The following is a 23,443-nucleotide window of genomic DNA, read 5'->3' on the forward strand; positions in this document are numbered from 1 at the left end:
AAGGGGTGCCACTCTCCGGAGCGGCACCCCTTCGGTGTTCACCCTGTCTGACCCTGGCTCGCCGGTATCCCAGCTCCGACCAGCGCGTGCGGCCGACCTGCGGCCGGGTTTCACGGCCGCTCCGTCAACCCCCCACGGCGTCGGGAAGGTCGTCGTCGTGGGTGTCGGCTACGAGTTCGGCGAGGGTGAAGTGCGCCTCCTGTACCGACAACAGGTTCTCGACGCGCACGAAGTAGCTGCGTTCGGTGACGCGGAAGACCTGTCTTCTCTGGCGTCGGCGCCCTGCTGCGGTGCCGGCCTCGTCAAAGGTGTCGACGACGTGCAGGAGCGCGGCCAGCGCTTCGGCCTCCGTTCCCTCTGCTTCGCGGTGGACCGTGTACCGGAAGGCTTCGGCCTGACCTTCAGCTTGCAGGACGACCCATCGGGCCATGGTGTTCTCCGCTCAGCGAGGCTGCGTGAGCCGCGAAGTCACGTTGCCCCGTCACATGGTCGGCCCGAACATGACGTCGGGCACGATGACGTGGCGCGGGGAGACTATCGGACGAGAGGACGACCCGAAGCCTGTATGTGGATCTTTCCGAGGGCGTGGTGTTCCTGGCCCTCATGCTCAGCCGGCCCCCGCTGGTCGAGCGCGTTCACCTTGGCCTCTTCCCCATTCAGCACCTTGGCGTGGTAACCATGGGAAACGGCGACGCTCTGCCCTGCGCGGCGGGCGGCATCGGCAAGGCTCACCCCGGAGCGGAGCCAGAACGACACGCACGCACGCCGTAGCGGTCCGTTCCCGGCCCGTCGTGGATCAGTGGGGTGGGCCGGGCGTGGACCAACGTCCACGACCGTTCGCCTTCGTGGTCGTGCCGCTGCTCGTCCGAGCGTGTCCTTCGCGCGCCGGGTGCCGAATCGGCGCGTGGCGACCGGTCGGCGTTGCCGCCGCCCGGGTGGGTGCCGGGCGGTTCAGGGCGGGGTGGCGGCGGCGTCGCTGCCGGGCTGGAGGGTGAAGATCTGGTCGAGGCCGACGGCGTGCAGGATGCGCAGCGTGTTGGCGGGGACTGCGGCGAGTGCGATGTCCGCCTGTGAGGCCTGGGCGTGGTTGCGGGCCGCGACCAGAGCGGCAAGGCCGCTGGAGTCGCAGAATTCCATGTCGGCCAGGTCCAGGACCAGGCGCCGACCCGGGCGGAGAGTGATCGTGTGGAGCAACCCACGCAGTTCGCCTGCGCTGGCGTAGTCGAGTTCACCGCTGATCTCCAGGACGGGACCGGTCGCAGCGTCTCGCGTGGTGATCTTCAGCGAGCTCATCGGGAGCTTTCTGTCCGGGGATCGGGGGCGGGGACGCCGAGAGCGAGCAGGGCGGTGTCGTCGTCGAGTCCTTCGCCGAAGTCGTCCAGCAGGCCGATGAGGGCCTGGACGACGCCCTGTGCGGGCTTGCCGGCCTGGGCGCCGGCGAAGGCGAGCAGCGCCTCGTCTCCGTACAGAGCGGCGCGGTCCTCGCCGGTACGGGCCTCGGTGAGGCCGTCGGTGTAGAGCAGGAGGGTGTCACCGGGCGCGAGCACGGTCGTGGCGGTGGTGAAGGGTGCGGCGGGCAGGACGCCGACGAGGAGGCCGCCGGGAGTGGGCAGGTAGTCGGCCGTGCCGTCGGCCCGCAGGACGAGGGCCGGCGGATGGCCGCCCGAGGCGAGCTGGACGGCGACCTCACCGGTCGTGGGGTCGGGATCGAGGGTGCCGAACACGGCGGTGCAGAAGCGCGGGTCGCTGCCGGTGTACCGCTGGTGGAGCACCTTGTTCAGGGTCGACAGGGCGGAGACGGGGTCGGGGTCGTGCAGGGCGGCGGCGCGCAGGGTGTAGCGGGTCAGTGAGGTGACCGCGGCGGCCTGGGGGCCCTTGCCGCACACGTCGCCGAGGAAGAAGGCGAAGCGTTTGCCGTCGACGGGGAAGACGTCGTAGAAGTCGCCGCCGAGCTGGTCGGGGTGAGCGGTGTGGTAGTGGGCGGCCGCCTCCATCCCGGGGACCTGCGGCAGCGTGTCCGGCAGGAGCGACTGCTGGAGGACGGCGAGGGCGTCCTGGAGCCGGGCGCGGTCGGCCTCCGCCTGCTTGAGTGCTTCTTCCGCCAGCTTCCGGCGGCGCAGGAGTTCCTCCTCGTAGGAGCGGCGGTCCCGGGCGTCGAAGACCGTGGTGCGGATCAGCAGCGGCTCACCGCCAGTGCCGTGTTTGACCACGGAGGAGACGAGCACCGGTATCCGGGCACCGCCGGCCTGTTTGATCTCCAGGGCGATCCCGCTGATCTCGCCCTGCATGCGCAGCAGCGGCGCGAAGTGCGTCTCGTGGTAGAGCTTGCCGCCCACGGTCAGCAGGTCGGTGAACCGCATCCGGCCCACCACCGCCTCCCGGTCCAGGCCCAGCCAGCCCAGCAGCGTGGCGTTGATCTTCGCGATGGTGCCGTCCATCAGCGTGGACAGATACCCGCACGGCGCGGACTCGTACAGCTCCTCGGCGCTGTCCTCCAGAAGTGAGGCGAAGACGGCATTGGGTGACTCCTCGCCACCGGTGCCGGGAGGTTCGGCCTGCTGCCCGGTGCGGCACATCACCGTAGGCTCGCCAGGAAGGCGGTGATCGCCTCGTTGGTGGCCTCCGGCGCGGACAGGTGCGGGCAGTGCCCGCTCGCGTCGAGGGTGACGAGCGTCGAGCCGGGGATCGCCCGGTGCACGAAGGCGCCGACCTCTCGGGGGGCGATGGCGTCCTGAGTGCATTCCAGCACCAGGGTCGGCACCTGCACGGTCTTCAGGTCGTCCCTCGAATCCGACAGGAACGTGGTCCGGGCGAAGATGCGCGCCATCTCCGGGTCGGTGGCGCAGAAACTGTTCTTCAGCTCCTCGCCGAGTTCGGGCCGCTCCGCGTTCCCCATGATCACCGGAGCCATCGCCGCCGACCAGCCCAGATAGTTCGACTCCAGGGACCCCAGCAGCTCGTCGATGTCCTCCGCGCTGAAGCCGCCCCGGTAGTCGGCGTCGTCGATGTAGCGCGGTGACGGAGCGACCATGACGAGCGCCCCGATCCGTTCCGGGGCCATGCCGGCGGCCAGCACTCCGATCATCGCGCTCACCGAGTGCCCCACGAAGGTCGCGTCGTGCAGGTCGAGCGCTTCGCAGATCTCCACGACGTCGCGTGCGTAACCGTCCAGAGAGGCGTAGCGGTCCTCCGAGAACGCGGACGGATCCGCGTGGCCGGAACCCACGTAGTCGAACAGCACCACCCGGTAGTCCTCGGCCAGGGCGGGAACGGTGAGACGCCACATGTTCTGATCACAGCCGAATCCGTGCGCCAGCACTACCGTCGGCCCCTGCGGGTTGCCGGTGACGGTGACGTTGTTCCTGCGATCGATATCCATACCGCCAGTCTCGCAGGCCGCGTTCCCTTCTCCGGTACCGCCCCGAATCCTCACGCCCTGCCCGGTGCCTTCACAACCGACTCGCGGTTCACAGCCCGGCGAGCAGGTACCGCACCGGCGGACGTCGCGGGCCGCTCCGGCGGCAACCGTAATCGCGGCGCGCGGGAGGCAGGGATATACCCGGAAATCCGCCTTGTCACCGGTACCCCGACATTGCAGCGCTCCTCCCCGCGCGCTGGTGTCGGGCATCTCGGCGGGTCGTGGTCGTAGACCCCCCGGGGGTAATGCGGTGGCTGAGAGAGGAAGACCTGAGGCGCCTTCCCGGCGGGCGGTCGAAGAGGGGGCGCAGCGCGGGGACCGGGACCGGGGGCAGGACGACAGGAGGTCGCGCCGGTTCCGTGGCGCGGGCGTATCCCGCCCCCGGCAGGTGGCTTCCACCCCGTTGTTCCTGTGTGACTCGTTCGAGCGGTTGAGGCGGACATGTGCTTCATCGGCCCCTTGGGATCTCATGCGTGCAGGGCCCAGCCGAGACGTCGGCCGGGCCCTGCACCTACGGGGTGACGCAGAGCGGTCAGGTCACCATCGATACCAGCGGCCTCGGCCGCCACCTGTCGTGGTGGAGCGCATCACGAAGCCGAGGAGCCAGACCACCAGCACCACGACCGCGACCCACCAGAGGATCTTGAGAGCGAAACCGGCACCGAACAGGATGAGCGCCAGAAGAAGGACGAGAAGCAGGGGAACCATAGTTATCAACCTCCTGACCGCCGTATTCCCGGCATCCTTCCTCTCATTCACCGGTGCCGCCTTGTTTATGGAGAGAGGTCGAGGGCAGGCGGGGGTTACTCGAAGACGGAAAAGATCGTTGGAGGAGGCGCGCAGTGTCGGCTGGCGAGAAGGCGAAGGCGAAGGCGGAGCAGGCCGAGGGCAAGGTCAAGGAGGCCGTGGGCCGGGCTTCCGGAAATGACCGCACGGCCGCCGAGGGACAGGCCCAAAAGTCCACGGGTGACGCGCGGGAAGCGAAGGAAAAGGCCAAGGACGCTTTCAAGCACTGAGATCTCGAGTTTCTCACGGGAGCAGGGCCTTCACCCCCCTCTGGCGGGGGGTGAAGGCCCTGCTCCCGTGTTTTCGTTCCTCGGCAGTTCTGAATGAGGGTTTATTCGCTGTCGCGGTCTTCGATGCCCGCTCCCCGCGCTCGTTCCCCGGGCCGCACGGAGCCGTCGGCCGGAAGGGGTGCCACTCTCCCAAGTGGCACCCCTTCCGTGTTCCCCCGTCACTGTGGCCTCTCGGGCCCCGGGCCTTGGTGCGGCACGTCGGGGCATGGCTGGGGGTGGGCGTGGGTCATGCGGGCTGCCGAGGCCAGGGTCGAGCGGGCCTCCCGGGGCGCCAGGCCGGTGCGGACGGCCGCGTCGATCAGGGTTTCGCGGAGGGCTTCGCCGATGCCGTCCTCGTAGGCCCGGCAGGCCGCCCAGTACAGGCGGGTGTTGCGCTGCCCCCGGTGCGCCGCGAGGACGAACTGGACGAGACCGCGGCCGTGGGCGCCGCTCGCTGCCGGGGTCGTGGATCGGGGGACACGGGGTGGGGGGAGGAGCAGGCGCAGGAGAGCGCGGGGGCACGGGGCGGGGACGAGGTGGCCGGTGCCGGGGGCGGTGACGTACACGCCGTGGTCCGTGCGCGAACCGGGGCCGACGAGGTAGCCGCCGGCGCCGCGGATGTCGATGCCGGGCGCGAGGCGGCCGGCCGAGTTGGGGACGACGAGGTCCGCGGGGCCGGTGAGCCAGAGGTGTCGGCCGCCGGAGGGGGTGAGGACGACGACCGTGGGCGGGATGGTGAAGAGGTGGCGCCGGGAGAGTTCGCGCAGGGCGGTGGTGGCGTCGGTGCCGGACTTGGTGTCCAGGTCGACGCCGATCAGGTGGTGCGGGGGGAGTCCGCAGGCGATGCCGTAGCCGGTCGACCAGGGGGCGGCGGCGAACAGATCGCGGATGCGCGCGGGGTCGGTGTCGGCGTCGTACACCCCGTGCCCCGGCCGGCCGCACTCGCCGTGGCAGGGCGGGGCCGCGGGGTCGTCGCGGTGGGGGGAGCGCAGGGCCGGGAGCTTGGTCCGGGACAGGGGGATGACGGCCAGGCCGCGTTCGGCGGCCGACAGGGCGTGGGCGAGGGCCGGCGTGGTGGCCTGCCGGGGGTACCGGTCGGTGGTGGCCATGGCTTCATTTTCGTATGTACGTTCGAAAAAGGGAAGAGGGGGGTCGAGGGCGGAGGGATCGGCCGGAAACCGGAAATGCGGCCGGAACGCTTCGCCTCCGGTGGGCTCGGGGGTGATCCGAGAGGCCGGCGCTCCGGCCAGGCCCCTTCGTGCCGGTGGGCTCGGTGAGGGGGGCGGTGCCTCGGCGCCGCCGCGCAGGCGTTCGCGCGCGTGCGGAAGAAGGCGGACGACCTTGACAGTCGCACCGATCTGACGGACAGTCAGCAAGCCCTGGCCGAACGGGCGTTGGTGGTGAGCGATGAGCGACACGGAAGAAGTGCCGGAGGCGTCGGACGACGTGCTGGAGACGCGTCTGAAGGCCTATGAAGGCCGGCCCGCCGCCACCGCCGGAACGGGCCGCGACCCGGTCAACGCGCCCATGATCCGCCACTGGTGCGAGGCGCTCGGCGACACCAACCCGGCCTACACCGGCACTGACGCCATCGCCCCGCCGACCATGCTCCAGGCCTGGACGATGAGCGGCCTCGGTGGCCACGCGGGGCGCGCGCCGGCCTATGAGGAACTGCTCGCGCTCCTCGACGAGGTGGGCTGCACGGCCGTGGTGGCCACCGACTGCGAGCAGGAGTACGTCCGCCCCCTGCGCCCCGGCGACGAGATCACCTTCGACACCGTGATCGAGTCGGTCTCCGGCCGCAAGACGACGAAGCTCGGCACCGGGTACTTCGTCACGACCCGCACGCAGGTGCGCGTGGCGGGGCAGCCGGCCGGCGTCCACCGCTTCCGCATCCTCAAGTACGCCCCGGCGCACCGGGAGCCGAAGGAGCGCCGCCCCCGCCCGGTGATCAACCGGGACAACGCCGGCTTCTGGGAGGGTGTGCGCCGCCGCCGGCTCCTCATCCAGCGCTGCGTCGCCTGCGCTGCCCTTCGGTTCCCCTGGCTGCCGGGATGCGGAAGCTGCGGGGCGCGGGAGTGGGACACGGTCGAGGCGTGCGGCGAGGGGACCGTCTATTCGTACGTCGTCATGCACCACCCGCCCCTCCCGGCCTTCTCCCCGCCCCACGCGGTCGGTCTGATCGAACTCGCCGAGGGGGTGCGGATCGTGAGCGACGTGGTCGGGGTGCCGTACGACAAGGTGCGCATCGGGATGCCGGTGCGGCTCGGGTTCCGGCGCTACGACGCGGATCTGGTGCTGCCGGTCTTCCACGGGACGGCCGCGTGAGCGCCGGTGCCGGCCGCGCGCGGGCCGGGGACGAGTTGGCCCCGCTGGAGGTGGCGATCACCCGCACGCTGATCATCGCGGGGGCCGTGGCCTCCCGTGACTACCAGGACGTACACCACGACCCCGAGGCGGCCAGGGCCAAGGGCTCCCCCGACATCTTCATGAACATCCTCACCACCAACGGCCTGGTCGGCCGCTACGTCACCGACCACTTCGGACCGACGGCGGTGCTGCGCAGGGTCGCCATCCGGCTCGGGGCGCCCAACCACCCGGGCGACACGATGGTGCTGAGGGGCACCGTCGAGGAGGCCGACGGGGACACGGCGGTGGTGCGGGTGACCGGGGACAACGGTATCGGGCGGCACGTCACCGGCACGGTCACGGTCACCGTCCCCGGGGCACGGCGGGCGGAGGCCCGGTGAGCGTGCGGACGCGGGACGGCCTGGGCGGGCGGGCGGCGATCGCCGGGATCGGGGCGACGGAGTTCTCCAAGGACTCGGGGCGCAGCGAGCTGCGGCTGGCGGCGGAGGCGGTGCGGGCGGCGCTGGACGACGCGGGGCTGCGGCCGGCGGACGTGGACGGGATGGTGACGTTCACGATGGACACCAGCCCGGAGATCACGGTGGCGCAGGCCTGCGGTATGGGGGAGCTGTCCTTCTTCTCCCGCGTCCACTACGGCGGCGGGGCGGCCTGCGCGACCGTGCAGCAGGCGGCGCTGGCGATCGCGGCCGGGGTGGCCGAGGTCGTCGTCTGCTACCGCGCCTTCAACGAGCGGTCGGGCCGCCGCTTCGGCTCCGGGGTCCGGCAGCGGGAGCCGTCGGCGGAGGGCGCGGCACTCGGCTGGACGCTGCCGTTCGGGCTGCTCACCCCGGCCTCCTGGGTGGCGATGGCGGCGCAGCGCTACCTGCACGCGTACGGGCTGACCCCGGAGGCGTTCGGACAGGTGGCCGTCACGGCCCGCAGACACGCCGCGGCGAACCCGGCGGCGTACTTCCACGGCCGGCCCATCACCCTCGCCGACCACGCGGCCTCCCGCTGGATCGCCGAGCCGCTGCGGCTGCTGGACTGCTGTCAGGAGACCGACGGCGGCCAGGCGCTGGTGGTGACCTCGGTGGAGCGGGCTCGCGATCTGCCGCGTCCGCCGGCCGTGGTCGCCGCGGCCGCCCAGGGAGCCGGTCGGGCCCAGGAGCAGATGACGAGCTTCTACCGCGACGACCTGACGGGCCTGCCGGAGGCGGCGGTGGTCGCCCGCCAGCTGTGGCGGACGTCGGGGCTCGCGCCCGCCGACATCGACGTGGGGATCCTGTACGACCACTTCACGCCGTTCGTGCTCACGCAGCTGGAGGAGTTCGGCTTCTGCGCGCCGGGCGAGGCGGCCGCGTTCGTCGCCGAGGACCGCCTGCCGCTCAACACCCACGGCGGCCAGCTCGGCGAGGCCTACCTGCACGGCATGAACGGCATCGCGGAAGCCGTACGACAGCTGCGCGGCACGTCCGTGAACCAGGTGCCGGGCGCGGCCCGCGCCCTGGTCACGGCGGGGACCGGGGTGCCGACCTCGGGCCTGGTACTCGCCGCCGACGGCTGAGCCGGGACCGGGTGTCCGGGCGCCGCCGGCATCCGGCCCCCAGGGGCGATCCCGCAGTGGGCGGTGTCGCCCCGTCCACCTTCAGGAGGTGGAGCCGGCACCACCCCTACAACCTGAGGCGGACTCGCCTTCGGCACCTGCGGCCGATCCGCCGGAGCCGGGTCCGAACCTAGCGTGGAGCCATGACCACACCCGTCTGCACCCGCGCTTCGAACGGCAAGACGCGGCCTTCTCCGTACCCGTCCTTCGCGTCGTACGTCAGCGCCCGGCAGCCGGTGCTGCTGCGTACCGCCCGGTCGCTGACCGCCAACCCGTGCGATGCCGAGGACCTGCTACAGACCGCGCTGGCCAAGACCTATGTCGCGTGGGAGCGGATCGAGGACCACCGGGCGCTCGACGGCTATGTCCGCCGGGCCCTGCTGAACACGCGCACCTCCCAGTGGCGCAAGCGCAAGGTCGACGAGTTCGCCTGCGAGGAGCTGCCGGAGCCGGAGCCGCGGCCCGGTGACGACGACCCGGCCGAGAGGCAGGCGCTGCACGACGCCATGTGGCGGGCGATCACGAAGCTGCCCGCCCGGCAGCGGGCGATGGTCGTCCTCAGGTACTACGAGGATCTCAGCGAGGCGCAGACGGCGGAGGTGCTCGGCGTCTCGGTCGGCACGGTGAAGTCGGCGGTGTCGCGCGCGCTCGGCAAGCTCCGCGAGGACCCTGAGCTGGACGTCGTGCGATAGCGGGACCGAGTCGCGGTCGGGCGTGGAACTCGCCGTGACCTGATCGATCCTCGCTCCCTAGTGACATACCGCGCGGTATGTGCGCAGAATCAGCGCGACCGTTACCACCGCGTAGGCAATGTCGCCGCACCTGGGAGGACGCCGTGCTGAGCACCATGCAGGACGTACCGCTGCTGATCTCGAGGATCCTGACGCACGGGTCGACGATCCACGGCTCGTCGCGGGTGACCACCTGGACCGGCGAGGGCGAGCCGCAGCGCCGCACCTACGCCGAGATCGGCGCCCGAGCGGCCCAGCTGGCGCACGCCCTGCGCGAGGACCTCGGCGTCACCGGCGACGACAGGGTCGCGACCCTCGCCTGGAACAACGCCGAGCATGTCGAGGCCTACTTCGCGATCCCCTCCATGGGCGCGGTGCTGCACACCCTCAACCTGCGGCTGCCCGCCGAGCAGCTGGTGTGGATCGTCAACCACGCGGCCGACAGGGTCGTCATCGCCAACGGCTCGCTGCTGCCGCTGCTGGCCCCGCTGCTCCCGCACCTCAGGACGGTCGAGCACGTGGTCGTGACCGGCCCCGGCGACCGCTCGCTCCTCGCGGGCGCGAGTGCGCGGGTGCACGAGTACGAGGACCTGATCGCCGGGAAGCCGACCGTCTACGACTGGCCCGAGCTGGACGAACGCCAGGCCGCCGCCATGTGCTACACCTCCGGCACGACCGGCGACCCCAAGGGCGTGGTCTACAGCCACCGTTCGATCTACCTGCACTCCATGCAGGTCAACATGGCCCAGTCGATGGGTCTGACCGACCAGGACACCTCACTGGTCGTCGTGCCGCAGTTCCACGTCAACGCCTGGGGCCTGCCGCACGCCACCTTCATGACCGGCGTGAACATGCTGATGCCGGACCGCTTCCTCCAGCCCTCGCCCCTCGCCGAGATGATCGAGAGCGAGAAGCCGACCCACGCCGCCGCGGTCCCCACCATCTGGCAGGGCCTGCTGGCCGAGCTGACCGCCAAGCCGCGGGACGTCTCCTCCCTCACCCAGGTGACCATCGGCGGCTCGGCCTGCCCGCCGTCCCTCATGGAGGCCTTCGACCAGCTCGGCATGCGGGTCTGCCACGCCTGGGGCATGACCGAGACCTCCCCGCTGGGCACCATCGCCCGCCCGCCGGCCGCCGCGGTCGGCACGGACGCGGAGTTCGGGTACCGCCTGACCCAGGGCCGTTTCCCGGCCGGGGTCGAGGCCCGCCTCACCGGCCCCGGTGGCGAACGTCTCCCCTGGGACGGGGAGTCCGCGGGCGAGCTGGAGGTCCGCGGTCCGTGGATCGCCGGTGCCTACTACAACGGCCCCGGCGAGGAACCCCTGCGCCCCGCCGACAAGTTCAGCGAGGACGGCTGGCTGAAGACGGGCGACGTCGGCACCATCTCCGCGGACGGCTTCCTCACGCTCACCGACCGCGCCAAGGACGTCATCAAGTCCGGCGGCGAGTGGATCTCTTCGGTGGATCTGGAGAACGCGCTGATGGCCCACCCGGCCGTCGCCGAGGCGGCCGTCGTCGCCGTCCCCGACGACAGGTGGGGGGAGCGCCCGCTGGCCACGGTCGTCCTGAAGGAGGGCGCCACCGCCGACTTCGCGTCCCTGCGCGACTTCCTCGCCGCCGAGGGCGGCGTGGCCAGGTGGCAACTCCCGGAGCGCTGGACGATCGTCGAGGCGGTTCCGAAGACGAGCGTGGGCAAGTTCGACAAAAAGGTGCTGCGCAGGCAGTACGCGGCGGGTGACCTGGACGTCACCCGGCTCTGACCCACCCGCCCGCCCGGCAGGGAACCTGGCGGCCCCTACCGGGCGGGCGGCTGCGCCTGAGGGGCAGGCCGGGCGGCTGCCCCGGCCCGCTTCGCCGCAGTGGGCCGCTGCCCTACGCCCGCCTCGCCGCCGTACTCCCCCACCCCACGACCAGCCACACCCCCGCGACGGCGACCACGCCGGTCCAGCCGAAGTGGGCGAAGGCGAGGCCGGCCAGGGCTGAGGCCGTGGCGCCCCCGGCGAAGCCCGCCACGACATAGGCGCTGTTGGCGGTGGCCGGGGCGTCGGTGGTGGTGAGGGCGAGGGTCTGGTTGGCGACGTGGGAGGCGACGAGGGCCATGTGGATCACGATCGCGGCGACGAACAGCGCGACCATCACCTGACCGCCGAGCCAGAACAGCGGCACGGACACGGCGGCCAGCAGATACGCGTTGCGGACCACCTTCGCCGCGCCGAAGCGGTCGACCAGGCCGCCGGCCAGCGGGGCGACGACGCTGGCCGCCAGGCCGAACAGGCCGAAGAGGCCGGCGGTCGCGGTGTAGAGGCCGTACGAGCGGCCCGTCAGGAGCAGGGCCAGCGAGGTCCACAGCGCGCTCCAGGCGCCGTACATGCCCGCCTGCCGCACGCACGCCCGCCACAGGTCGGGCGACCGGCGCACCAGGCCGGGCATGGCGCGCAGTCCGGAGAAGAGGCCGCCCTCGCGGGGGCGGCGGTGTTCGGCGGGCAGGACGGCGGCGGTGACCAGGCCGAGGACCGCCGTGAGGCCGGCCGCGCCGAGGAACACCGCGCGCCAGCCGAAGGCCTGTCCGGCGAGTCCGCCGAGGACGCGGGCGGCGACGACGCCCGTGAAGAGGCCGGCGATCACGGCGGCGACGTGCCGGGCGCGGTGGTGGGCGGGGGCGCGTTCGGCGACCAGCGGCACCAGGAGCTGCGGCACGACGGTGGCGGCCGAGGCGATGAACACGGCGGCCGCGAGCGCGGTCGTGCCGGCGGCCGCGGCACCGGCGGCCAGCGCCACCATGGTGACCAGTGAGAGGGCCGCGACGAGCGGGCGGCGGTTCACGCGGTCGCCGAGCGGGGCGAAGAAGAGGAGGCCGGCCGCGTAGCCGAACTGGGCGACGGAGGCGATCCAGGCGACGGCCGAGGGCGCGGTGCCGAAGTCGTGGGCGATGAGGGGGAGCAGCGGGGCGGCCACGTAGATGTTGGCGGCGGTGACCGCGGTGCAGAGGGCGATGAGGGGGAGGAACAGGCGGTCGGCGAGCCGGGCCCGACTGAGGGCCTCGGTCGGTTGCTGCCTGACGGTGACTGCGGACGGCATGGCGGAGGCGCTCCTTCGAGCCGACTCTAACAACTAACCATTTGGTTGGAACGCTGGATGAACAGTCTCGACCGCCCGTCCTTCCCTGTCAACCAACCAGTTGGTTGCCGCGCCGTTACGATGTCTCCATGGCAACGACCAGGACCCCCCGCGACCCCGAGGCCACCAAGGCGCGGATCTTCGAAGCGGCGGTCGCCGAGTTCGCCCGGTACGGCATCGCGGGCGCCCGCATCGACCGCATCGCCGCCGAGGCCAAGGCCAACAAGCAGCTGATCTACGCCTATTTCGGCAACAAGGGGGAGCTGTTCACCCAGGTCCTCGGCCGCTGCATGGTCGACCTCGCCGCCGCCGTCCCCGTCGACCCCGACGACGTCGACGGCTGGGTGGACCGGCTGATGGACTACCACGCCGCCCACCCCGAGCTCCTGCGGCTCCTTTATTGGGAGGGCATCGAGTACGGCACCGCCGAACTCCCCGACGAGCCCGAACGGCAGGAGCACTACGCCCGCAAGGTCGCCGCCGTCCAGGACGGCCAGGACCGCGGGGTCATCGATGACGCGATCCCCGCCCGCGACCTGCTGTTCCTGCTGGTCGCGCTCGTCAACTGGGCGACCGTCGTCCCCCAGATGAGCCGCATCCTGGTCGGCGCGGACGCCCCCGACCGCGACCGCCTGCGCGCCTCGGTCAAGGAAGCGGCCCGCAGGCTGGTCACCCGGCCCTGAAGGGGACGTTCGTCCGTCAGTTGGTACCGATACGCGCCAGCAGGTCGACGATCCGGACCTGGACCTCCGCGCTGGTGGAGCGTTCCGCGAGGAACAGGACCGTCTCGCCGGAGGCCAGCCGGGGCAGGTCGGCCTGGTCGACGGCGGCCGTGTAGACGACCAGCGGCGTGCGGTTGAGCTGCCGGTTCGCCCGGAGCCAGTCGACGATCCCGGCCTGACCCCGGTGCACCTGCATCAGGTCCATCACCACCAGGTTCGGCCGCAACTGCCCGGCCAGGGTGACCGCGTCGGCGTCGCTGGCCGCCCGCGCGACCTGCATCCCGCGCCGCTCCAGCGTCGCCGTCAGCGCCAGCGCGATCTCCGCGTGCTCCTCGATCAGCAGCACCCGCGGCGGATGCTGCTCACTGTCCCGCGGCGCGAGTGCCTTCAGCAGGACAGCGGGATCGGCGCCGTACGCCGCTTCGCGCGTCGCCTGCCCCAGCCCGGCCGTGACCAGCACCGGGACCTCCGCGGCCACCGCCGCCTGGCGCAGCGACTGCAACGCGGTCCGGGTGATCGGCCCGGTCAGGGGGTCGACGAACAGCGCGGCCGGGAAGGCGGCGATCTGCGCGTCGACCTCCTCGCGCGAGTGCACGATCACCGGCCGGTAGCCGCGGTCGCTGAGCGCCTGCTGCGTACTGACGTCCGGAGCCGGCCACACCAGCAGCCGACGGGGGTTGTCCAGCGGCTCCGGCGGCAGTTCGGCGTCCATCGGCTGGGGCCGCGGCGGATCGGGGACCTCGACGGCCCCGCCCGGCCCGTCCAGCGGCTCGGGCCCTTCTGCGGCGTTCTTGTCCGGTGCCCCTATGGCGTACGACCGCCCGGCCCCCTCGGTCCCGGGCGCGATCCGCGACTGCCCGGCCATGGACTGCCCGGCCATCGGCTGTCCGGGAAGCGACTGGCCGCCGAGTGAGGGATGCGCGACGGGCGCGCCCGGTGCCGCCGGTGTCTGCGGTACGGCGGCCTGCTCGGCCGTCGGATGCGGACGGGCCGCCTGCTCCTGCCCGGCCGCCGGGTCGGGTCGCGTGCCCAGCTTGCGGCGCCGCCCCGAGCCGTTCGGGTGGTGCGGGGCGGGAGTGGCGGAGGGGGAGGGTGCGGTCGTGGGCTGGGCGGGCTGCGGGACTTGCGGGGCCTGCTGCGACCGCTGGGCCTGCGGGGCCTGATGCGTCTGCTGCACCTGAGCGGCCTGCCGGGTGAAGGGCACGCCCTGGCCCAGCGTCCGCACGCTGATCGCGCGGCCCTGGGTGGAGTTGGGGTCGACGGTCGGGGCCGTCGCCGTCTCGGCGGGCAGGGGCTGAGCCACCCGCGGCTGTGCCGTGGCCGCCTCGGGCGGCAGCGGGGTGCCCGAACCGGGGGTCGGTGTCGCCGGGACGGCTGTGTGGGCGGGGAGCGATCCGACGGGCGGGGCCGGTGCGGGGACGCCGGCCTGTCCAGGCACGTTCGGTGCGGTCCGGGGGGCCGGTGCGGCCGGGTTCGGCGGGCCGGGAACGACGGGCTGACCGGCGGCCGGCTGACCGGGCAGCGGCTGCGCGGGATCCGGCTGACCGGGCAGGGGCTGCGCCGGAAGCGGCAGCTGCGGGGCGACCTGTACGGGCGCGGCGGGTGCGGGCATCGTCCCCTGCACCTGGGCCACCGGTACCTGGGTTGCCGGTACCTGAGGGGCCGGTACCTGAGGGGCCTGGGCCTGCGCCGGAACAGTGGCGGCCGGAACGCCCTCCGTCTCCGCCGTCGGCACCGGCTGGCCGACGGCCCGCCGCCGACGGCCCGTGGGCGCGGCGGTGGGGTGCGGCTGTGGCGGCGTGTGGTCGTCGGCTTGGCCGTGCGGCACGGCGTCGTGCCGGCCGAGGTCGATCAGCGAGTCGTCGGGCGCCGCCTGTCCGGGCACCTGAGCCTGCCCGGGAACGGGAGCAGCAGGGGGGACGGGAGCGGGAAGGGGACCGGGAACAGGGACGGCTTCCTGCCCCGGAACGGGAGCGACGGGAGCGACCGGCACCGGTCCCTGCTGCCCCGGAACCTGCCCCACTTCCTGCGCCGCGCCCACCGCCGCGTCGGTCGAGCGGTCCGCCTCCGCGGGCGGCAGGGCGAACACCGTACGGGGCTCGGACTCCTGCGCGGCGGCGCGTTCGTTCGCGGCCGCCAGGGCACGCCGGCGGCGTCCCGTCGGCTGTTCCGCACCCTCCGCCGGCACCGGAGTGCCCGCCACCGCGGGCAGGGCGGGCGGCAGGGCGGCCTGCGGTTCGTCGCCGTCGCGCCGGGCCCGCCGTCCGCTCGGCGCCGGTACGCCCTGCGGTGGAACGGTGCCGCCGAGTCCCGTCCCCGAGGCGGCGGTGCCCGCCGCGTGCTCGGCGGCCGTGACCACGGCACCCTCGCTCACCCCGGCGTCCGGGCCGGACTCGGCGGGTTCGGCGGTCCGTGCGCGCCGTCGGCCGGTTCCGCCGGAGGCGTCCGCCTCCTCGGCGGGGGCCAGGGCCGGCAGGTCCTCGGCCGGGCCACGCCGACGGCGTCGACCGGTCGGCCCCGCGGCCTCGGCCTCGGCACCGACGGGCGCCGCGCCCGGAACCCCGCTCTCCAGGAAGGCGTCCACGGAGGACCGCCGGGCCCGCCGCCGCCCCGCGACCGAGTTCCGCTCGTCCGCCGCGTCACCGGCGGCCATGTCGTCGGCCGCCTCCGCGGCCCCGCCCGGCGAACCGGCCGGCAGTGCGACGGCGGACCCGGCGGCGGGAGCGGCGACGGCGCCCGCGCCACCGCCCAACGGGACCTCCAGGACGTACGCGCTGCCGCTCATGCCCGGCACCTCGTGCGTCTGGAGGACGCCGCCGTGTGCCCGCACGATCCCGCGCACGATGGGCTCGTGCACCGGGTCTCCGCCGGCGTAGGGGCCGCGCACCTCGATGCGGACGACCTCGCCGCGCTGGGCGGCGGCCACGACGACCGTGTTGTCCATGTAACCGCCGGCCGAGACGGGCGCGTTGCCGGTGGCGTCGACGCCCGCCACGTCGGCGACGAGGTGGGCGAGCGCGGTCGCGAGGAGCCGCGCGTCGACCTCGGCCTCGATGGGCGGCGCGTGCACGGCGAACTGGACCCGGCCGGGCCCGACCAGCTCCACGGCGCCGTCCACACCCGCGGCGACGACGGCGTCGAGCATCACCTTCGTACGGGTGACGGCCTCGCCGCCGGTGTCCAGGCGCTGGTAGGCGAGGACGTTGTCGATGAGGGTGGTGATGCGGGCGTATCCGGCCGACAGGTGGTGCAGGACCTGGTTGGCCTCGGGCCACAGCTGCCCGGCGTCGTCGGCGGCGAGGGCGGACAGTTCGCGGCGCAGTTCGTCCAGGGGGCCGCGCAGCGACCCGCCGAGGAGGGTCAGCAACTGGTCGTACCGGGCGGCGAGGGCCTCGTACCGGTCCTTCTCCCGCTCGCCCAGCGCCGCGTAGCGCTCCTCGCCGGCCGCCAGCTCCTCCTCGTGCCGCTCGCGCAGCTCCTCCAGCTCGGCGACGTGCTGCTGGCGCAGCGCGGTGAGGTCGGAGGCGTGCTCGTCGGAGAGCCGCTCCAGCTCGTCCCGATGCCGCTTCTCGACGGCGTCCTTCTCCTCGGCGAGGGAGTCGTACGGCCGCCGGTCGGTGAAGGTCATGACGGCGCCGACGAGTTGGTCGCCGTCCCGCACGGGCGCGGTCGTCAGGTCGACCGACACCTTGTCCCCGCTCTTGGACCACAGAACCTGCCCGCGCACCCGGTGCTTGCGCCCGGAGCGCAGGGTGTCGGCGAGCGGCGACTCGTCGTAGGGGAAGGGGGAGCCGTCGGCGCGGGAGTGCAGGACGAGGGTGTGCAGCTCCTTGCCGCCGAGGTCGCTCGCCCGGTATCCGAGGGTCTGGGCGGCGGCCGGGTTGACGAGCACGATCCGCCCGTCGGTGTCGGTGCCGACGACGCCCTCCGACGCGGCCCGCAGGATCATCTCGGTCTGCCGCTGCGACCGGGCCAGCTCGGCCTCGGTGTCGACGGTGCCCGACAGGTCGCGTACGACGAGCATCAACAGCTCGTCGTTGGCGTAGCCGTGGCTGTCGTAGGCCTGCTGACCGTTCTCGAGGTTGGCGCTGGTGACCTCGACGGGGAACTCGGTGCCGTCGGTGCGCCGGGCGACCATCCGCGTGGGCTTGGTCCGGCCGCGCGGATCCATGTGGTCCGGGCGCCGCATCGAGCCGGGGATGAGCTTGGAGTCGAACTCCGGCAGGAGATCGAGCAGTCCGCGCCCGACGAGGGCGGTGCCCGGCGTCTCGAACGCCTCCAGCGCGATGGTGTTCGCGTTGACGACCGTTCCGTTGGCGTTGACCAGGACCAACGCGTCGGGCAGTGCGTCGAGTATGGCTGCGAGGCGAGCAGCGCCTCGGGATGGCCTGCTGCTCACGAGTCGCTTCCTCCCTGTTACCGCACCTTGCCGACCGCTCGGGCCATACTGCCAACCGTCCCGCGGCGTGTCACGCGAGGGAGTCTAAGGGCTGGGGTCGTGCTCGCGGCGCCGGATGAGAGGCAGCTCGCACGACGAAGTGACACAGAACGTATGACCGCCCGTCCCTCTTTCGCGGGACCTTCGCGTGACATCTACGCGACCGGTGCTTTCGCCACGGATAATCCGTACCCGTCCACGGGGCGCGGGCAGACCGGCGGCGCCGCCCCGGCGGGCCTCCTCGGACGGCCGCGGAACGGAACCCGGTCGACCGCCCGGCGCTCCCCGTCGGGGAACCGCCCGCGACCCCTGTCAGGGGTGGGCAGGCGCCCGTCCCACCTCGGGCAGCAGCGGCACGAGCCGGTCCCAGCGCTCGATGTGACATCCGTTGCCCCGCTCGAACGTCGTGTCGACGGGTCGCCCGGCCCACCGGCCGGTGACGTGCGCGGTGGCCGGACCGCCGTACCGCATGGTGCACACGCTGCCCTCCGGCACGGGCGCGAAGGGATCCTTCCCCCACCGGGTGTTGCGGTCCACGGCGGCGCAGGCCCCCGACACGTCCGGATGCTCCCCGTGGTCCGGGTGGCAGCGCACCGCGAACGTCCCGTCGGCGCCCTCGCCCGCGCCCCGGACCGTCACGGTGAGGTGATCGCCGGCGGGCGGCCGGTCCTCGTCGCGGACGGGTGGCGGCGCGAGGGGTGGCGGCGCGAGGGGTGACCGGGCCGCGTCGGGTGCGGCATGGGCGGTGGCGGAACCCGCGCCCAGTGAGCCCGCGACGGCTACGGCGGAGGCGGCGGAGAGAGTGAGTACGAGCCGCCGGAGCGGTGTGACCTGGACCATGACCTGTCTAACGCCCCGCCACCGGTGACGTTCCGCCCGTCGAATGCCTTTGCCCTGCGGGCCGCCCGCCTAGTACCGTGGACGCCGATTGGTGACACGACGCTCGACTGTGTCATCATCTGCACGCGCCACTCGCACACACGTGAGCGGCTGTGTGGAGGCGTCGCCTAGTCCGGTCTATGGCGCCGCACTGCTAATGCGGTTTGGGACTTCAATCCCATCGAGGGTTCAAATCCCTCCGCCTCCGCTCGACGACGAAGCCCCGGTCCTCCGCGACCGGGGCTTCGTCGTTGCCGGTCCCCTCCCGAACCCCCAGAACAGGCCTTCTCGCAGGTCACAAGCGGTATGGGAATCGGATTTCACATGGCGGCGGCAGTCATGTAATGTTCTTCCTGTCGCCGCGAGCGGGCCGGAAGGGCCGGGAGCGAAGGCAGAAAAACAGAAGAAGAACAAGCACTCGTAGCTTAACGGATAGAGCATCTGACTACGGATCAGAAGGTTGCAGGTTCGAATCCTGCCGAGTGCACACGGACGAGAGGCCCCGGAGAGATCCGGGGCCTCTCGCGTTGGATCGACGTCGATGCGGCCGCGGTTGCCGGCGGTCCCGGTTCCGGGGCGACGCCCGTCGCCGGAAGCCCTCCGGTGGACAGAAGACGCGTTCGAGCGCTGCCAGGGGGTTGCGGGCAGGCGCATACTGGAGGCAATGACAAAGCCTGCTGCATCGAAGCGCTATTTGCCCACCAGCCCCTTCAAGGCCCCGGTCGCGCCGCCGCCCAAGGAGTTCGCCGTGGGTGACCAGGTCACGCACGACATGTACGGCCTCGGCCGGGTGATCGGCATCGAGGAGGGAATCGCGGTCCTCGTGGATTTCGGCTCGGCACAACAGCGGATCCTCAGCCCGTACCCCAAGCTGACCAAGCTGTAGAACGCGCCGTGCCCGGTCACGGCACACCAGCTTCCTCACAGACCTGTAACGAATGGGAGTCCTCTCATCGACTCGACCTCGCTGTTCTCCGCTCCGGAAGGGGCGCCGCGCAGTGCCACCACGACATCGCCGCCTCCGACGGCGAACCCCTTCCAGGCACCGGACTTCGGAGACCTCGCAGACCTCGGGGACTTCATGGAGAACGAGAACTTCCCGCCCGAGGACGGGCCGGAGTTCACCCCCGAGCCCAGTACGGCTCGGCGTCGCAGGGCCGGCTAGTCCTCACCTGGAGCATCCCGGCCTCACGAACCGTGCCGGTCACCGGTGATGACGGTCGGGTCCCTGGTGCGGCCCGCCATGGCGTGGGCCGTGTCGGCGAGACTCCCCCGGTACGGGCGGACGCAGTGGGTCGGGTGACGCACCGCCTCACCGACCCCGACGCCCCTGTGCCCGACGATCACGCCCTTGGCGATCTCCGGAGCGGTGCCGGCCGCGATGGCGCTCCGCACGCGGGTGACGACGTCGTCGACCCGGACCGGCGCCGTGGACCGGTGCGACAGCACCGGCGCCGCTGAGCCCACCGGCGCCCGCGTCAGACGCGCGTCGGCCTCCCGTGGCAGCCCACCTGGTGTCGAGCAGGATCGCGGCTCCCACACGCCCTCGTGCGGTCGCGGCGGGACGGTGCGTGGTGCGCCCGTCGTCGAGCATGGCGGCACGAGGTGTCCGGGGAGCCTCCCCGCGCCGGCTCCCAGCTCCTCCGTGATCATTCCGGTGGCTCGGTCGATCCCCTTCCCGCACGACTCCGCTCCCGTCGGCCGCTCACGACGCCGACGGTGTCCGAGGCGGCGCGGTCCAGCGCGGCGACGGCCGGCACCAGGACGCCGGCGATCAGCAGGGCCGTGGTCACGGGGCCGGCATGCTCGGTGCGGAGGTCCACTGCGTTCGTGCCGAGCTGATCGTGGCCGTGGTCGGCCCCGAGAGGGGCGGAGCACGTCGCCCTTGCCGAGGCGTCCGCTGCGCAGGCGCCGGTCGACTCCGCCGAGGAGGCCGAGCGGTCGGCCGCCTGCGGCGCCGCCCGGCAGGGACAGGTCCGCTCCAAGTCCGGTCCGCCGGTCCTGTTCCGGTCCGGTCTGGTCCGGCGAGATCCGCCGGATCGTCCTCGGCCGTCGGGGGACTGGCCGAGACTGGCCGCATGGAGTTCTTCTGTCATCACCGTGACCGACCCGGCTCTCTCGCGCTGCGCGCCGAGTTGGTGGAGGAGCACTGGGCCTACATGGACCGGTACGAGGCGGAAATGATCGCCCGTGGGCCGGTCTTCGACGAGGGCGTGCTCACCGGCAGCGTGCACATCCTCGATCTGCCGGACCCGGCCGCCGCCCGAGCGTTCGCGTTGGACGAGCCCAACTACCAGGCCGGTGCCTACCGGGACGTGATGCTGCGGCGGTGGCGCAACCTGCTGGGACGCACGATGTGGGACTTCCCCGGCGGCCGGGACGGGGGCGAGCGGTACCTGGTCCTCGGACTCGGCGTGGGAGAGGCCGCCGATCTCGACGTACCGGACGAGCGCGACGAGCTGATCGCGTACGGGCCGCTGCTGTCCGACGACGGCGGCGCCTGGCTCGGGACGGCGGCGCTGGTCCGGGCGTCGGGCCCGGACGCGGCACGTGCCGTCCTGACCCCGGACCGGTACGCCGGCATCGAGGTCCACGAGTGGGAGTTCGGAGGGCGGCCGTCCTGAACGGTCCCGGACGGCCGTCGCGCACCGCCCTCAGGCCCCCTCGGCCGGGTCAGCCGAACCGGCCCGGCCGGAAGTCCCCGGCGGGGCGCCGGCGGATGACGACGTCCAGCGTGGCAGGCGTGGAGGACGGCGATGAGCGAGGCCGGGGCGACGAACTGGTCCCCGGTTCCCGACGTCGGCCCGGCTCTCGTGCCTGGTGGCGGAGCGGCTCCCGCGTGCGTCTGCGTCACGGCTCGCGCAGCTCCTCCCGATAGGCGTTCGCGAGGGTGGTCGCGCGCGTGAACCAGTCCGTGAGGACGGCGATCTCCTCGGGGGAGTAGTCGGCGAACAGGGTGTTCAGCCGGGCGTAGTAGGGCTCGTACAGGGTGTACACCCGGGCCACGGCGTCGGGTTCCGCGGCCACGCGGACGCGGCGGCGGTCCTGCGGGTCGGGGCGGCGGGTGACGTACCCCGCGCGTTCCAGGCGGTTGAGGATGCCGGTCACCGCACCCGTGGTGACGTGGACGCGGGTCGCGAGGTCGCCCGCGGTGAGGAGGTCCTCGCCGGCCTGGATGACATAGGCGAAACAGGTCAGGTCGGTGACGTTCAGACCCAGGCGCTGGGCCATCTCCTGCTGGCCGACCAGGCTGGCCGCGATGAGGTCGTCCATCGCCGACAGTGCCTGTGCGGGGGTGGCGGGGGGACGGGGTGGCTGGACGGTCATCGCGGGACGGTGCTCCCTCTGCGGTCGAGTTTCTGCTGGCTCCTTGTTATCTGCTTTCGCTTTCTCTTACCTTGTAAGATGTTAGCTGCCTAAACTTCTTAGATCGTGAGGGGTTCCATGGATCTGTACGACGAAGGCCATACGGTCGCGGGGTGGACCGGGGTGGCGATCGCCACCGTCGGCACCTCGGTGGCGGGTGTCGGGGTGTGCGTCGTGTCCGGGGTCCTGCTGGGGGCGGGACTCGCGGTCGTGGCTCTGAGCGCGCTGGTCACGTGGATGCTGCACCTGTCCGGGTGGGGCAAACCGCCGGGTGTGCGGCCGCCGGCCGAGTGGGGCATGCGGGTGCGGGACACGGAAGCGCGGGCCGGTCACCCCGGCTGCCTGGGATGCCGGCTCGCGGGGCGCGGGCGGGTGGCGGCCGAGGGGACGTTGTCAGTGGCGGCGCCTACCGTTGTGGGTGATGGCACAGGCATGGAAGTGCGCGGGGCTGCGCTGGTCGGGAGCGGGGCCCGAGCTGATGTGGGACGGGGGGCGTCGTAGCCCGCTGTCGTGGGGGAAGCGGGTGGCCTTCGGCATCGCGGAAGGAGGGGTGCGGGCATGTTCGGGGGCTCGGGGACATGCCTGCCCGGTGCGGGCGGCGGTGCCCGCGCGCAGTACGGGAGCGCGCTGCGAGGAGTGCGGGCGGCTGGACCGGGCGCACTCCGTCGCCGCTGACGGCATCGCCGACGACCCGCGGCCGTACCGCGTGTACCTGGCCTGGTTCGGGCCGAGGCTGGTGAAGGTCGGGATCACCGCGGCCGAGCGGGGTCCGGCGCGGCTGCTGGAGCAGGGAGCCGTGTCCTTCAGCTGGCTCGGCACCGGCCCCCTGATGGCCGCCCGGCGCACGGAGGAACTGCTGCGGGCCGCCCTGCGCGTCCCGGACCGCATCCCGTACGCCGAGAAGCGTGCCGTCCGGGCCGAGTTGCCGGTGCGGGAGGGCGAACGGACGCGTGAGATCGGTGACCTGCATGCGAAGGCGGTCGGACTGAGCGGCTGGCCCGAGTCGTTGACGCGGGAGCCCTTCCGGGCCGTCGACCATGTGAGGGTCTTCGGGCTGGCGGGGGCGCCGGCGGCCGTCGGCGCGGTGAGCGAGCTGGTCGCCGGGGGTGTGGTGAGCGGGGAGCTGGTCGCCGCCGCCGGACCGGATCTGCATCTGGCGACGGCGACCGGAGCCGTCGTGCTGGACACCCGGCTGATGCGGGGCTGGGATCTGGTCCCGGCCGATGCGGTGGACGAAGTGAGCGTGCCGGTGCGGGAGTTCAGGAAGTCGGCGGGACACCTCCAGGACGAGTTGTTCTGAGGGGGCCAGGGCGGGTACGGCGTTCGGCGCGGGGCACGCGCGGACGTACGGACCGCCCGAACGCGCGCGCCCCGCGCCGCCGGCGGCCCGCCCGCGGTCACACCGTGGCATAACGCACGGCTGCGGACACCGGATCCAGCAGGAGCGGTCCGCCGAGTCCAGCCGTCTCCTCGGGGAGTGGCTCGTCGGACTGCCCGGTCCCGCTCGATGCGGGTGGGACGTACCGCCACCGCACACCGGACCGGCCCCCGCAACCGGCGCGGGGCAGGGGCGTGTGCTCAAGGAACTCACAGGAACCTCCAGGAACTCCCGCGGACCTTCTGCGGAGTCAGACACTCCACAGGACCGTGCCGGCCGCCCGACCAAGGGCTAAGAGCGTGTCCTACATGGTCAGTTTGAGGAATCGTTTGTAGCAGCAGAGAGCTGCTGCCAGCCCGAGAAAGGCCAGGTAGTTGCCTGGTTTCC

General features: G+C 72.7%; 23 protein-coding genes and 2 tRNA genes. 13 read left to right on the plus strand and 12 right to left on the minus strand.

What is annotated here, in order from left to right:
* Window positions 1–124 precede the first annotated feature (124 nt).
* The 5 genes from ACZ5Y0_RS22990 to ACZ5Y0_RS23010 all read right to left on the minus strand — a co-directional run bounded on the left by ACZ5Y0_RS22990 (window position 125) and on the right by ACZ5Y0_RS23010 (window position 4,126).
* Window positions 125–430, minus strand: a complete 306-nt coding sequence (locus tag ACZ5Y0_RS22990; protein ID WP_469130549.1) for a hypothetical protein — start codon at window positions 428–430, stop codon at window positions 125–127.
* 521 nt (window positions 431–951) lie between these two features.
* On the minus strand, window positions 952–1,293 hold the full coding sequence (locus ACZ5Y0_RS22995) for an STAS domain-containing protein (RefSeq protein ID WP_469130550.1): 342 nt from the start codon (window positions 1,291–1,293) through the stop codon (window positions 952–954).
* Window positions 1,290–2,576: a PP2C family protein-serine/threonine phosphatase gene (locus ACZ5Y0_RS23000; RefSeq protein WP_469130551.1), complete on the minus strand. Its 1,287-nt coding sequence runs from the start codon at window positions 2,574–2,576 to the stop codon at window positions 1,290–1,292. The genes ACZ5Y0_RS22995 and ACZ5Y0_RS23000 overlap by 4 nt, the downstream gene beginning before the upstream one ends.
* Window positions 2,576–3,379 (minus strand): alpha/beta fold hydrolase, encoded by an 804-nt coding sequence (locus ACZ5Y0_RS23005; protein WP_469130552.1) that lies wholly within the window; start codon window positions 3,377–3,379, stop codon window positions 2,576–2,578. The genes ACZ5Y0_RS23000 and ACZ5Y0_RS23005 overlap by 1 nt, the downstream gene beginning before the upstream one ends.
* 576 nt (window positions 3,380–3,955) lie before the next feature.
* On the minus strand, window positions 3,956–4,126 hold the full coding sequence (locus ACZ5Y0_RS23010) for a hydrophobic protein (RefSeq protein ID WP_132889616.1): 171 nt from the start codon (window positions 4,124–4,126) through the stop codon (window positions 3,956–3,958).
* Between the two features lie 134 nt (window positions 4,127–4,260).
* On the opposite strand from ACZ5Y0_RS23010, the gene ACZ5Y0_RS23015 reads away from it, so the two are divergent.
* A complete protein-coding gene (locus ACZ5Y0_RS23015; RefSeq protein WP_469130553.1) occupies window positions 4,261–4,434 on the plus strand; it encodes a CsbD family protein in 174 nt (57 codons plus the stop codon).
* 218 nt (window positions 4,435–4,652) lie between these two features.
* Here ACZ5Y0_RS23015 and ACZ5Y0_RS23020 read toward each other — a convergent pair whose 3' ends face one another.
* Complete coding sequence (locus tag ACZ5Y0_RS23020; RefSeq protein ID WP_469130554.1) at window positions 4,653–5,582, minus strand: bifunctional DNA primase/polymerase; 930 nt, start codon at window positions 5,580–5,582, stop codon at window positions 4,653–4,655.
* Window positions 5,583–5,880: 298 nt separating this feature from the next.
* Between ACZ5Y0_RS23020 and ACZ5Y0_RS23025 the strand changes: the two genes are divergently transcribed.
* From ACZ5Y0_RS23025 to ACZ5Y0_RS23045, 5 genes are all read left to right on the plus strand, one after another.
* A complete protein-coding gene (locus ACZ5Y0_RS23025) occupies window positions 5,881–6,801 on the plus strand; it encodes a bifunctional MaoC family dehydratase N-terminal/OB-fold nucleic acid binding domain-containing protein (RefSeq protein ID WP_469130555.1) in 921 nt (306 codons plus the stop codon).
* Window positions 6,798–7,223, plus strand: a complete 426-nt coding sequence (locus ACZ5Y0_RS23030; RefSeq protein WP_469130556.1) for a MaoC/PaaZ C-terminal domain-containing protein — start codon at window positions 6,798–6,800, stop codon at window positions 7,221–7,223. The genes ACZ5Y0_RS23025 and ACZ5Y0_RS23030 overlap by 4 nt, the downstream gene beginning before the upstream one ends.
* A complete protein-coding gene (locus tag ACZ5Y0_RS23035) occupies window positions 7,220–8,386 on the plus strand; it encodes a lipid-transfer protein (protein WP_469130557.1) in 1,167 nt (388 codons plus the stop codon). Before ACZ5Y0_RS23030 ends, ACZ5Y0_RS23035 begins: the two co-directional genes overlap by 4 nt.
* A gap of 182 nt (window positions 8,387–8,568) precedes the next feature.
* Window positions 8,569–9,117 carry a SigE family RNA polymerase sigma factor gene (locus ACZ5Y0_RS23040; RefSeq protein WP_469130558.1) on the plus strand — a complete coding sequence of 183 codons (549 nt, stop codon included), beginning with the start codon at window positions 8,569–8,571 and terminating at the stop codon, window positions 9,115–9,117.
* 155 nt (window positions 9,118–9,272) lie between these two features.
* Complete coding sequence (locus tag ACZ5Y0_RS23045) at window positions 9,273–10,916, plus strand: long-chain fatty acid--CoA ligase (protein ID WP_469130581.1); 1,644 nt, start codon at window positions 9,273–9,275, stop codon at window positions 10,914–10,916.
* A gap of 112 nt (window positions 10,917–11,028) precedes the next feature.
* Here ACZ5Y0_RS23045 and ACZ5Y0_RS23050 read toward each other — a convergent pair whose 3' ends face one another.
* The gene (locus ACZ5Y0_RS23050; RefSeq protein WP_469130559.1) at window positions 11,029–12,234 is read right to left on the minus strand and encodes an MFS transporter; all 1,206 of its coding nucleotides are present in this window, start codon (window positions 12,232–12,234) and stop codon (window positions 11,029–11,031) included.
* Between the two features lie 128 nt (window positions 12,235–12,362).
* On the opposite strand from ACZ5Y0_RS23050, the gene ACZ5Y0_RS23055 reads away from it, so the two are divergent.
* Window positions 12,363–12,956: a TetR/AcrR family transcriptional regulator gene (locus tag ACZ5Y0_RS23055; protein WP_469130560.1), complete on the plus strand. Its 594-nt coding sequence runs from the start codon at window positions 12,363–12,365 to the stop codon at window positions 12,954–12,956.
* Window positions 12,957–12,972: 16 nt separating this feature from the next.
* Here ACZ5Y0_RS23055 and ACZ5Y0_RS23060 read toward each other — a convergent pair whose 3' ends face one another.
* Both ACZ5Y0_RS23060 and ACZ5Y0_RS23065 read right to left on the minus strand, forming a co-directional pair.
* Complete coding sequence (locus ACZ5Y0_RS23060) at window positions 12,973–17,394, minus strand: PAS domain-containing protein (RefSeq protein WP_469130561.1); 4,422 nt, start codon at window positions 17,392–17,394, stop codon at window positions 12,973–12,975.
* A 351-nt stretch (window positions 17,395–17,745) separates the two neighbouring features.
* Window positions 17,746–18,273, minus strand: a complete 528-nt coding sequence (locus tag ACZ5Y0_RS23065; protein WP_469130562.1) for an SSI family serine proteinase inhibitor — start codon at window positions 18,271–18,273, stop codon at window positions 17,746–17,748.
* A 156-nt stretch (window positions 18,274–18,429) separates the two neighbouring features.
* On the opposite strand from ACZ5Y0_RS23065, the gene ACZ5Y0_RS23070 reads away from it, so the two are divergent.
* The 3 genes from ACZ5Y0_RS23070 (at window position 18,430) to ACZ5Y0_RS23080 (ending at window position 19,198) form a co-directional block, all read left to right on the plus strand.
* Window positions 18,430–18,520 (plus strand) — tRNA-Ser (locus tag ACZ5Y0_RS23070).
* A 206-nt stretch (window positions 18,521–18,726) separates the two neighbouring features.
* Window positions 18,727–18,799, plus strand: a tRNA-Arg gene (locus tag ACZ5Y0_RS23075).
* 177 nt (window positions 18,800–18,976) lie between these two features.
* A complete protein-coding gene (locus tag ACZ5Y0_RS23080; RefSeq protein WP_383240552.1) occupies window positions 18,977–19,198 on the plus strand; it encodes a hypothetical protein in 222 nt (73 codons plus the stop codon).
* A gap of 302 nt (window positions 19,199–19,500) precedes the next feature.
* On the opposite strand, the gene ACZ5Y0_RS23085 is transcribed toward ACZ5Y0_RS23080, so the two are convergent.
* Both ACZ5Y0_RS23085 and ACZ5Y0_RS23090 read right to left on the minus strand, forming a co-directional pair.
* Window positions 19,501–19,779, minus strand: a complete 279-nt coding sequence (locus ACZ5Y0_RS23085) for a hypothetical protein (RefSeq protein ID WP_469130563.1) — start codon at window positions 19,777–19,779, stop codon at window positions 19,501–19,503.
* Window positions 19,780–19,961: 182 nt separating this feature from the next.
* A complete protein-coding gene (locus ACZ5Y0_RS23090) occupies window positions 19,962–20,105 on the minus strand; it encodes a hypothetical protein (RefSeq protein WP_469130564.1) in 144 nt (47 codons plus the stop codon).
* A 285-nt stretch (window positions 20,106–20,390) separates the two neighbouring features.
* Here ACZ5Y0_RS23090 and ACZ5Y0_RS23095 point away from each other — a divergent pair, with 285 nt between their 5' ends.
* On the plus strand, window positions 20,391–20,936 hold the full coding sequence (locus tag ACZ5Y0_RS23095) for a YciI family protein (protein WP_469130565.1): 546 nt from the start codon (window positions 20,391–20,393) through the stop codon (window positions 20,934–20,936).
* A 226-nt stretch (window positions 20,937–21,162) separates the two neighbouring features.
* Here the strand turns inward: ACZ5Y0_RS23095 and ACZ5Y0_RS23100 are convergent, their stop codons facing one another.
* Window positions 21,163–21,639: a MarR family winged helix-turn-helix transcriptional regulator gene (locus tag ACZ5Y0_RS23100; RefSeq protein ID WP_469130566.1), complete on the minus strand. Its 477-nt coding sequence runs from the start codon at window positions 21,637–21,639 to the stop codon at window positions 21,163–21,165.
* Window positions 21,640–21,756: 117 nt separating this feature from the next.
* Here ACZ5Y0_RS23100 and ACZ5Y0_RS23105 point away from each other — a divergent pair, with 117 nt between their 5' ends.
* Window positions 21,757–22,179: an HGxxPAAW family protein gene (locus ACZ5Y0_RS23105; protein WP_469130567.1), complete on the plus strand. Its 423-nt coding sequence runs from the start codon at window positions 21,757–21,759 to the stop codon at window positions 22,177–22,179.
* The gene (locus ACZ5Y0_RS23110) at window positions 22,100–22,978 is read left to right on the plus strand and encodes a DUF2797 domain-containing protein (protein WP_469130568.1); all 879 of its coding nucleotides are present in this window, start codon (window positions 22,100–22,102) and stop codon (window positions 22,976–22,978) included. Before ACZ5Y0_RS23105 ends, ACZ5Y0_RS23110 begins: the two co-directional genes overlap by 80 nt.
* Window positions 22,979–23,443: the final 465 nt, after the last annotated feature.

It is taken from the genome of Streptomyces sp. NPDC033216, assembly GCF_055577115.1.

What these genes read in the sequence shown, in the direction of transcription:
- ACZ5Y0_RS23065 (WP_469130562.1), bottom strand. Translation starts at nt 18,273, where the DNA reads ATGGTCCAGGTCACACCGCTCCGGCGGCTCGTACTCACTCTCTCCGCC.
- ACZ5Y0_RS23055 (WP_469130560.1), top strand. Translation starts at nt 12,363, where the DNA reads ATGGCAACGACCAGGACCCCCCGCGACCCCGAGGCCACCAAGGCGCGG.
- ACZ5Y0_RS23100 (WP_469130566.1), bottom strand. Translation starts at nt 21,639, where the DNA reads ATGACCGTCCAGCCACCCCGTCCCCCCGCCACCCCCGCACAGGCACTG.
- ACZ5Y0_RS23050 (WP_469130559.1), bottom strand. Translation starts at nt 12,234, where the DNA reads ATGCCGTCCGCAGTCACCGTCAGGCAGCAACCGACCGAGGCCCTCAGT.
- ACZ5Y0_RS23045 (WP_469130581.1), top strand. Translation starts at nt 9,273, where the DNA reads ATGCAGGACGTACCGCTGCTGATCTCGAGGATCCTGACGCACGGGTCG.
- ACZ5Y0_RS23095 (WP_469130565.1), top strand. Translation starts at nt 20,391, where the DNA reads ATGGAGTTCTTCTGTCATCACCGTGACCGACCCGGCTCTCTCGCGCTG.
- ACZ5Y0_RS22990 (WP_469130549.1), bottom strand. Translation starts at nt 430, where the DNA reads ATGGCCCGATGGGTCGTCCTGCAAGCTGAAGGTCAGGCCGAAGCCTTC.
- ACZ5Y0_RS23110 (WP_469130568.1), top strand. Translation starts at nt 22,100, where the DNA reads ATGGCACAGGCATGGAAGTGCGCGGGGCTGCGCTGGTCGGGAGCGGGG.
- ACZ5Y0_RS22995 (WP_469130550.1), bottom strand. Translation starts at nt 1,293, where the DNA reads ATGAGCTCGCTGAAGATCACCACGCGAGACGCTGCGACCGGTCCCGTC.
- ACZ5Y0_RS23025 (WP_469130555.1), top strand. Translation starts at nt 5,881, where the DNA reads ATGAGCGACACGGAAGAAGTGCCGGAGGCGTCGGACGACGTGCTGGAG.
- ACZ5Y0_RS23020 (WP_469130554.1), bottom strand. Translation starts at nt 5,582, where the DNA reads ATGGCCACCACCGACCGGTACCCCCGGCAGGCCACCACGCCGGCCCTC.
- ACZ5Y0_RS23010 (WP_132889616.1), bottom strand. Translation starts at nt 4,126, where the DNA reads ATGGTTCCCCTGCTTCTCGTCCTTCTTCTGGCGCTCATCCTGTTCGGT.
- ACZ5Y0_RS23080 (WP_383240552.1), top strand. Translation starts at nt 18,977, where the DNA reads ATGACAAAGCCTGCTGCATCGAAGCGCTATTTGCCCACCAGCCCCTTC.
- ACZ5Y0_RS23040 (WP_469130558.1), top strand. Translation starts at nt 8,569, where the DNA reads ATGACCACACCCGTCTGCACCCGCGCTTCGAACGGCAAGACGCGGCCT.
- ACZ5Y0_RS23105 (WP_469130567.1), top strand. Translation starts at nt 21,757, where the DNA reads ATGGATCTGTACGACGAAGGCCATACGGTCGCGGGGTGGACCGGGGTG.
- ACZ5Y0_RS23000 (WP_469130551.1), bottom strand. Translation starts at nt 2,576, where the DNA reads ATGTGCCGCACCGGGCAGCAGGCCGAACCTCCCGGCACCGGTGGCGAG.
- ACZ5Y0_RS23005 (WP_469130552.1), bottom strand. Translation starts at nt 3,379, where the DNA reads ATGGATATCGATCGCAGGAACAACGTCACCGTCACCGGCAACCCGCAG.